This window comes from Acinetobacter legionensis (assembly GCF_048552295.1).
Classification (GTDB): domain Bacteria; phylum Pseudomonadota; class Gammaproteobacteria; order Pseudomonadales; family Moraxellaceae; genus Acinetobacter.
The window spans coordinates 22,917-31,908 of sequence record NZ_JBIMCW010000038.1 but is presented as its reverse complement, the minus strand read 5'-3'; the positions used below and the strand labels follow the sequence as shown (position 1 = coordinate 31,908).

The window sequence follows — 8,992 nt, the reverse complement described above, 5'->3', positions numbered from 1 at the left end:
CAATCCAAGCAGGTCATGAGAAAGGTGGCGATTTAGCGGTTGCGCGTGTCGCTGAAGGCGAAGACTTCTTTGCTAAAGAATTGACTGCATATACTGAGAAATTCAACAACAGTTGGTTAAAAGAAGAGTTACATCGTTCACGTAACTTTGGTCCAGCGATGCATAAATTCGGTTTATGGATGGGTGGTGCATTTAACTTTATCGATCAAAATATCTTTAAAGTGCCATTTACTCTACATGACCTTGCACCTGACTTTAGTGCATTAAAAACTGTAGATGCTGCGACATTTAAACCGACCTATCCAAAGCCAGATGGTAAATTAACCTTTGACCGTTTATCTTCTGTATTTGTATCGAATACTGTCCATGAAGAGAATCAGCCAGCTCACTTAAAGCTGACGGATGCTTCTATTCCAGTCAATGTCAATTTACCAAAATGGGATGAGCCAGCTCAACGCTACTGCCCTGCTGGTGTTTATGAAATTATGGAAAATGATGATGGTTCTAAGCGCTTCCAGATTAATGCTGCGAACTGTGTTCACTGTAAGACCTGTGATATCAAAGATCCATCTCAAAACATCACTTGGGTAACACCGGAAGGTGGTGGTGGGCCTAACTATCCAAATATGTAAGCTGGATACTTAGGACGATGCTTTAATGCTGCTCACCACTAAACATGCGAGTGTTTAGATAATTTTGTGTAGTATTAACAGCGTCTTTTACCCCAATTTGTCGAGTGATATAAGCTCTTCATTTTCATTATTTAGGTAAGTTTAGTTCCCTAGGGAGCTAAACTTGAAAGAAAAATAGAATAAGTCTTGGCTCAAATTAAGTTGACTACAACTTAATTTTGCACTTTAATTTTACTGATTAAAAGACACAAATGATTGAAAAATGATAAAACTAAAAATTAAAAAACGGTTATACCCTCTGATTATAGTTATATTTTTCCCCACTACACTTGTATTTGCAGAAAGTTTTGAAAAGCTACTCGAAAAAGCCAACAATGGAGATGTAAAAGCACAATACCAAGTGGGTTATCTTTATAGTAATGGCAATTAGGGTGTATCCTTCGATGAAGAAAAAGGTGTTTTTTGGTTTAAAAAGGCCGCAGAAGCGGGTGATTCAGAATCTCAACTCAGTTTGGCAATGAGTTATTTATGGGGATCAGGTATCCGCCAAAATACCCGTAAAGGTATTGAGTGGCTAACCAAATCTGCAAATCAGAACAATGCGATGGCGCAATACAATTTATCTGAAGAATATTCAGATGGGAAGAATATCAAACAGGATCAAAATCTTGCACATTATTGGCATCTTAAAGCGGCTAAAAATGGCGATGTATCAGCACAATTTAAATTGGGAACTCTATACTTAGATGGAAATTTAGGCTTGCCTCAAGATATCAATAAAGCGAAAGCATGGTTAAAAAAAGCCGCAGACCAAGGCTATGAATTGGCTCAACAGCAATTGGCTGTATTATAATAGAGCCAACTAAATATACGTTTCTTTAAGCAAATGATATAAATTATTTTTCTTAATATTATCTGTTTCAACTAATCTTTTTTTAAATAAGTGATTTTATAATATTAAACACCTCATGACTTTTAACACTTAAACAAATACATTGGTCAAAGGTTGCTTTTGAATTCTGTATAAACTCATCTTCCATAACATCTAAATGTAAATGGCTTTCTTTTTGAACTTTTTTGTATAAGTCAAACAAATCATGCTTGTAACTCGATTTACAATTTAGAATGAAATCATTAAGTTCTTGATCAAGCTCTAAACGCATATTTTCAATGAAATGCTGACGTGAAGCTTTATTATTTTCAGCATAAAATAAGCGTGTTTTTTCATAAGTTCCTTTATGAAATATCATTTCATAAATTTTCATCGTAGATAATTACCTATAAATTCATCTTATGATTCTTAAAAAGTAGAATTCATACATATGTACTATTTCTTAAAATTTATATGTGCTCATATTGAGATGAGCACTTTTCAGTCTTTTATAAACGTATTTATCTGTTGCTTTTAGCTAATCTTAAAAACCCCTATTTCCCTTGGGGAAGGGAAATAGGATCAAGGCATCAAGAATCTTAAAAAAGATCCCCCTCTAATTCTGTAGAATTTATCACATTAATATTCATTTAATCAATACACCATCAACAAAAAAACAGACAGTTCTGTATTCTTTTGATCAATTATTAAGCACTCACAATTCAAGCTATTTTCCCTCAAAATTGAGTCGACATGTGTAATAAATATCTAACACCAATACGAATAAGCAAGCGCAGTTAAGACATGTTTACAAGCCGTTGTCCTCCCATCCATAATATAAGTATTTTTAACGCCATGGTATAACGTGATAATTATCATCCTTTTAAATTTTTAAATTATTTTTTATTTTAATTATCCACTGACTAAATATCTTCTTTCAAATAATTTCCACATTCATTTGGGTGAATGTTTGAGGCTTTGCTTTTTTTAAGATTAACAATCAAATTTTAATTATTTTTAGCTTAAAAATTAACACTCTAAACTTAACCTAATTTTTTAGAAAACTCAGTCGACACGTATGTCTCATAAAAACCTTTTCACAACACTTTCTATTGCATTATTCAGTCTTTCAATTTCTGCATGTAATAATAATGATTCAGATCACTCAAATACGGTAGTTGAAACCAAAAAACAACCAAATATTTTATTTATTATGGCAGATGATTTAGGTTATTCAGACTTGGGAGCATTTGGTGGTGAAATTCGAACCCCAAATATTGATGCACTCACCAAAGAAGGTCGTATTTTAACAGACTACCATACTGCTCCTACCTGCTCACCGACGCGTTCGCAATTAATTTCGGGTACAGACCATCATTTAGCTGGAATTGGCGCTATGGCTGAGCTCACCCCAGCTCACTTAAAGGGCCAGCCAGGTTATGAGGGCTACTTAAATGAGCGCTCACTCTCAATTGCAGAAGTACTTAAAGATAATGGCTACCGAACCTATATCAGCGGAAAATGGCATCTCGGTTTAACCGCTGAAACTAACGCACATGTAAAAGGCTTCGATCACTCCTTTACCCTATTACAAGGTCTAGATTTACATTTTAAACAAGCACCTACAACATACAAACGTAACGCCACCTATACAGAGGATGGTCAAGTCGTTCAAATTTCAGCATTACCCGATGATTTTTTCTCAACAAATTACTTCACCGATAAATTAATTAGTTATTTAGAGTCAGGAAAAAATTCAGGCAAACCATTCTTTGCGTATGCTGCTTATACAGCTCCGCATTGGCCCTTACAAGCCCCAACTGAATATCGTGACCGTTATCGTGGCGTTTACGATGCTGGTTATGATGTGATCCGCAATGGTCGTATTGCCCGTCAAAAACAACTTGGTCTGATTCCAGCCAACTTTACTGCAGCCGAACCGATTGCAACACAAAATGCACCCCAAAAATATGGCAAATGGAATGAGCTATCCACTGAGCAAAAAGCCTTAGAAGCACGTAGAATGGAAATCTATGCAGGTATGGTCGAAAACCTTGATGCTAATATTGGACGGGTGATTGAGTATTTAAAACGCAATAATTTATACGAAAATACTTTAATTTTCTTTGTTTCAGATAATGGGGCTGAAGGCTTTATTCGCGGTAGTTATGGAGCTGAATCAGGTTTTGATAATCGGGTGAATAATGTCGGTACATCCAGTTCTTATCACTATGTTGGTCCGCGTTGGGCTGAAGTCAGTGCTGCACCTTTTCATTTATGGAAAGATACTGCAGGTGAAGGTGCAACCACAGCACCAGCCATTATTAAACTTCCTCATCAAAACAAAGCGCAAGCAACCTATCATGGTTTTGCTTCAGTGCTCGATGTTTTTCCAACTGTTTTAGATTATGCCAATATTGCCGTCCCACAAGGTCAATATAAAGGTCGTCAGATTAATACCCCAAGTGGTTACTCTTGGAGATCAGTGCTTGAAAATAAAGCGCAGACGATTCGCCCTGTAAACTTTAGTTTTGCTGATGAATTGCATGGCAGTAAATATGCGCGTCAAGGCGATTGGAAAATTGCTTTACAAGGTAAAGCAGAGCTTGGAACGGGAACTTGGGAATTATATAACTTAAAAAATGACCGTGGTGAAACCCAAAACATTGCAGAAAATAACCCAGCAAAACTACAAGAACTGCTTGATGTGTATAACAAATATACCCAAAAAAATGGAGTCAAGGAATACAACATTCAATGAAGTTTAACCCCCTTTTAATTTCACTGTGCAGCCTGTTCCTTGTAACAGGCTGCAATAAGGTTACGCCCGACTCGCATCATTCTCCCAAACAAACCAGCAAAGTTTCTGCACAGCTTGGTTCATTGCAGCAATGCGAACACTATTCAGGTTTACCTAATGCATGGCAAAAAAAGCCAACAGCGGGGATGGTTTGGATTGCCAAAGGCTCATTTCAGCTCGGCTCCGATAAAGCCTATCCCGATGAACTTAATTTTGGGCAAAAACAACGCCAAGTTGAGGGTTTCTGGATCGATCAAACCGAAGTGACTGTGGCGCAGTTTAGTAGTTTTGTAAAAGCAACCGGCTATGTAACCGACGCAGAGCAACAGAAACAGGCAGCTGTATTTTCACCAGATGCCAATAAGCCTAATCAGTGGTGGCAACTCAAGTCTGATTACACTTGGAAAACGCCCAATGGCGCTTCGGGTCAAGCTCCACGCCCTGCTGAACCTGTTCGCTATGTGACCAAAAATGATGCTGAACATTACGCAGTTTGGTTAGGAAGAGATTTACCTACCGAACAAGAATGGGAATATGCTGCAAAGGCGGGCTCAAAAACCGATACGCCACTGCATCAAGCGCCTCAGGATGCCCATCAACATCCACAAGCCAATTATTGGCAAGGTGAATTTCCAATGCATAATTCTGTTGAAGACCATTTTGCAGGTGTGGCACCTGTCGGCTGCTACCCTGCCAATGCGTTCCAATTGTTCGATATGATTGGGAATGTCTGGGAGTGGACCTCTTCTGTATATCAAGGCGCGCATGATCAACATATGGGAAATTATACTGATCTGCGTCAGCAAAGCATCGCAGCAACCCAATATGTGATTAAAGGTGGTTCTTTCTTATGTGCTTCGAGTTATTGCTCTCGTTATCGAAATAGTAGTCGATATCCGCAAGAGTTTGATTTGGCTGCAACGCATGTGGGGTTTAGAACAGTATTACGAACTCACCCATGAGACAAGGATAGGTTAAAATCTAGAGATCTGGCGAATTTATACACTTAAATATAAATTCGTCTGCTTTAAAAAAGAAGGGTTGAATAGAACAAAGCAACACTTAACCACTTTCGCTACAAATCAGCACTTATACACGTTTACGTTTTTCAATCATCTTGCCAAATACCAATCCCAATTCAAACAACATCCACATTGGAATTGCCAACATGATCATCGAAATAGCATCTGGTGGCGTGACAAACATCGCAATAAAAAAACAGCCCACAATAATAAAGCGTCTTTTTTCCACCAGCGTTTGCGTGCTGACCAAACCGATTAAAATCAATACCAGTGTAATAATTGGAATTTCAAAAGTGACCCCAAACACCAAAAAGAGTTTTAAACAGAAACTTAAGTAACTGTTAATGTCCGTCATTGGTGCAACGGTATCAGGTGAAACACTGATAAAAAAATGCAGAATCGAAGGTAAGGCAATAAAATAGGCAAAGGCAATCCCTGAATAAAACAAGCAAATACTGCTCAATAACAATGGGAATGCCAGACTCTTTTCTTTTTCATACAACGCAGGTTTAATGAATGCCCAAATCTGATAAATAATAAAAGGCATCGCCAGCATCAGCGCAATAAAGAAATTCAGTTTAAAAGGTGCCATAAATGTTGCAGTTACATCTGTAGCAATCATGGTCGAACTGGCAGGTAATTGGGCACGTAGTGGTTCAGATAACATTGAATAAGTTCTGTTTGCAAATGGCAACAAACAGAAAAAAAGCACAATCAATACCCCGATAATTTTAAACAGATGCTGACGCAACACCATCAAATGTCGGGTGATTGGCATTGCTTCAAGCTGAGTCGCTTCTTCGGAAACTTGCTCTTGTAGCTGCGGTATCATTGATGTCATACGGCCACCTTCAATTGCGATATTGACTTGGATTGAGCAAGATCAATACTGAGTTTTTCATCATTACCTTGAACTTGTTTTAGCCAGATACTTGGCAAATAGACTGTAGGAATATCACGTGAGACAGCTTGATAAATCTGCTTCACTCTCAGCTGGGCTTTTTGCTGTTCTTTTAATTGCGGTTGCTCTAATTGCTGTTTCTCTAATCGTGCTGGCGCTTGCTCTTGCTGTATAGCATCTCCAGGCATAGCCGATAATTGCTGTAGCTCATGCATCTGCGCCTGCATTTTTTGCTCTAATTCTTGAATGCGCTGCATCTCATTCTGCATCTGTTCGCGCAATTCGGATAAGCGTAATTCACGGTCAATGTCGTTCTGAACATTGCTGATGAGACGTTTCAATTTACTGTACCATTTCGCAATAAAACGCGCAGCTTCAGGGAGTTTATCTGGCCCTAACACCAACAGCGCAATAATCCCAAAAACCAATAATTCAGAAAATCCGACATCAAGCATGTGTTAGTTCTCCAGTTTTAGTGCTTTACCGTAGAGTTCACATCAGTATTACTATTTTGATGTTCCTGTGTCCGTGGTTCATTCAGTGCGGCAGCTGTTGTTTCATCATCTTGAATTGATTTTTTAAAATCCTTCACCGCACCGCCGACATCTTTACCTAAATTTTTTAATTTAGATGTGCCAAAAAGTAAGACCACTACAATTGCAAAAATAAGTACGTGCCAAATCGATAATCCAGCCATGGTTTTTTACTCCTGATATTAGGGTGTGTTGACATTTCATAAATGGCTTGCGTTGTAAACGAATTGTCAACAGACCCTATTGTGTCATTTCAATGATTATGTCTACAAAAACAACTAAACCATGTACTACTGAAGAAATTGCACAATAACAATAAAAGCTAAATCTTCTTCAGCAGTCAGGCAATATAAAATTAAAAAATTGTTTATTAAGCAGTTTTCTTAATCGAATGGGTATTAACCAATTGATTATCCAGCACTACTTGATGTCCACGTTGTGTATCCACAGTATATTGTGGCTCTTTAATGGTATTGACATAGATCCAGTCCGCTTGAACCTGCGTTGCAGTAAAGCTGACATTCAGATAACCACGTTGATTTAGATTGGTATAATCCAATTCATCAATCAGTGTGGTAAACGCCATTTCAAACTGCTGTAACTGTTCCACTGGAATATTGAGATACTTTTCAATTCCCGGCGATGACACTGAACTTGTCGCCAGCTCGACACCGACAAAATCACCCGCCTGACTATACAACTCTGATGACCATGCATTATGGGTATCACCTGCCAGCACTACGACCTTCTTGTTCAATGCTTTTAAAGTGTTATATAGAATTTCTCGTTCAACATAATAACCATCCCAAGCATCTAAATTATAAGGTGCAACAGTGGTTAAACGTGCCTTTTCAATTGCTGTCAATGTTGGATCGCCCTGTAGAACACGCATTTTCAGTTGCACTAACTCCATAATCATCGTATTGATTTGATTTAAAACCTCTTGAGTTGCATTTCCACTTAGAACAGCGCTCAACGGTACCAATAATTCAGCAGGGATTAATATCTTACCCATCAACACTTGCTGACCCAATACATTCCAAGTTGCCTTGGATTGAGCCAACTTTTGCTGTAACCATTCACGTTGGGTATACCCCATCAAGGTTCGATTCTGATTGGTTAAGTCAGTCTGAAAACGTTGAAAATCCATACCAGAAGCGGTGATATAATCGGTATATTCCAGTTGCTTATCTCTGGCAAGGATACGGGTATCTAACATGGTCAATTGCACCAGTGAACCAAAGTCAAACTGGCGATAAATATTGAGATGATCATTTGCGGAAATAGGACGAATCGGCATCCACTCAAAGTATGCTTGTAATGCTGCAAGTTTACGGTCAAGGAAAGCCCCTTCACTGGCTTGGTGATTTTCAGCACCTTCTCGCCATGTATCATTTGCCAACTCGTGATCATCCCAAATCACAATAAATGGATGACGGTGATGCAGTGTTTGTAAATCTTTGTCTTTACGATATAACGCATAGCGTTTGCGATAATCATCTAATTTAATAATTTCTTTATTATTGTCCGTAGGCAAAGTACGCCCTAACTTCACTGCATCTTCGGTTGCATATCCATCTTGACCATATTCATAAATATAGTCACCCAAATGAATCACCACATCCACGTCTTGTTTAGCCATTTCACGGTAAACATAGAAGTAACCTGCTGGATAATTCGCGCAAGAACATACAGCAAAACTGACTTTGCTGGGGTTGATTGGTAGCGTTTTGGTTTGTCCAACTGGTGAAACTTTATTGCCAAAGCTAAAACGATAGAAATAGCGTTGATCTGGTTTTAAATTTATTACATCAACTTTTACGGTAAAATCTTGTGCTTTTGCAGTGGTGACTTTGTCTGTTTTAATGATTTGCTTAAATTGATCATCCAAAGCAATTTCCCAAGTCACTTGCAAACGTGCGCTGGTATCATTCGGCGTCAAACGTGTCCATAAGATCACGCGATCTTGCAAAGGGTCTCCACTGGCCACCCCATGTTCAAAATTTACTTGTAGTGTTGTTGACTCACGATCTGAACTGTCATTACATCCTGTAAAACCCGCTGATAAAGACAGTGCCCCGAAACCAAATAAGCTTTTTTGGATAAGTTCCCGTCGTGTAATTTTGGCTGTCATACTTTACTCCTTAAACTATGGCTAGATTACAAAAAATTATTTATCTAAATATTGGATAAAACTTAAAATTATTTATTATCAATGATCCCATTAGTTAGA

Annotated in this window: 8 protein-coding genes and 2 pseudogenes; 5 read left to right on the top strand and 5 right to left on the bottom strand. The window is 38.2% G+C overall.

Annotation, left to right across the window (positions count from 1 at the left end; all coding sequences use genetic code 11):
- The 3 genes and pseudogenes from ACG916_RS19815 to ACG916_RS19805 form a co-directional block, all read left to right on the top strand.
- Positions 1–632: 4Fe-4S dicluster domain-containing protein (locus ACG916_RS19815; RefSeq protein ID WP_419378807.1), on the top strand; the 632-nt coding region annotated here is incomplete at its 5' end.
- A 442-nt stretch (positions 633–1,074) separates the two neighbouring features.
- Positions 1,075–1,221 (top strand): annotated as a pseudogene (locus tag ACG916_RS19810) (tetratricopeptide repeat protein); the annotation flags it as partial.
- Between the two features lie 15 nt (positions 1,222–1,236).
- Positions 1,237–1,485 (top strand): tetratricopeptide repeat protein, encoded by a 249-nt coding sequence (locus ACG916_RS19805; protein WP_419330710.1) that lies wholly within the window; start codon positions 1,237–1,239, stop codon positions 1,483–1,485.
- A gap of 82 nt (positions 1,486–1,567) precedes the next feature.
- Here ACG916_RS19805 and ACG916_RS19800 read toward each other — a convergent pair whose 3' ends face one another.
- On the bottom strand, positions 1,568–1,897 hold the full coding sequence (locus tag ACG916_RS19800; protein ID WP_336954072.1) for a hypothetical protein: 330 nt from the start codon (positions 1,895–1,897) through the stop codon (positions 1,568–1,570).
- Between the two features lie 684 nt (positions 1,898–2,581).
- Here ACG916_RS19800 and ACG916_RS19795 point away from each other — a divergent pair.
- Positions 2,582–4,264, top strand: a complete 1,683-nt coding sequence (locus ACG916_RS19795) for an arylsulfatase (protein WP_419329197.1) — start codon at positions 2,582–2,584, stop codon at positions 4,262–4,264.
- Complete coding sequence (locus ACG916_RS19790) at positions 4,261–5,265, top strand: SUMF1/EgtB/PvdO family nonheme iron enzyme (protein WP_419329199.1); 1,005 nt, start codon at positions 4,261–4,263, stop codon at positions 5,263–5,265. The genes ACG916_RS19795 and ACG916_RS19790 overlap by 4 nt, the downstream gene beginning before the upstream one ends.
- Positions 5,266–5,392: 127 nt before the next feature.
- Here ACG916_RS19790 and tatC read toward each other — a convergent pair whose 3' ends face one another.
- The 4 genes and pseudogenes from tatC to ACG916_RS19770 form a co-directional block, all read right to left on the bottom strand.
- Positions 5,393–6,166, bottom strand: coding sequence for a twin-arginine translocase subunit TatC (tatC, locus tag ACG916_RS19785; protein WP_004721486.1), 774 nt, complete (start codon positions 6,164–6,166; stop codon positions 5,393–5,395).
- A 253-nt stretch (positions 6,167–6,419) separates the two neighbouring features.
- Positions 6,420–6,681: pseudogene (gene tatB / locus ACG916_RS19780) on the bottom strand (Sec-independent protein translocase protein TatB); the annotation flags it as partial.
- Positions 6,682–6,698: 17 nt separating this feature from the next.
- Positions 6,699–6,923, bottom strand: a complete 225-nt coding sequence (gene tatA, locus ACG916_RS19775) for a Sec-independent protein translocase subunit TatA (protein WP_419329201.1) — start codon at positions 6,921–6,923, stop codon at positions 6,699–6,701.
- Between the two features lie 206 nt (positions 6,924–7,129).
- Positions 7,130–8,893, bottom strand: coding sequence for an alkaline phosphatase D family protein (locus ACG916_RS19770; protein WP_419329203.1), 1,764 nt, complete (start codon positions 8,891–8,893; stop codon positions 7,130–7,132).
- Positions 8,894–8,992: the final 99 nt, after the last annotated feature.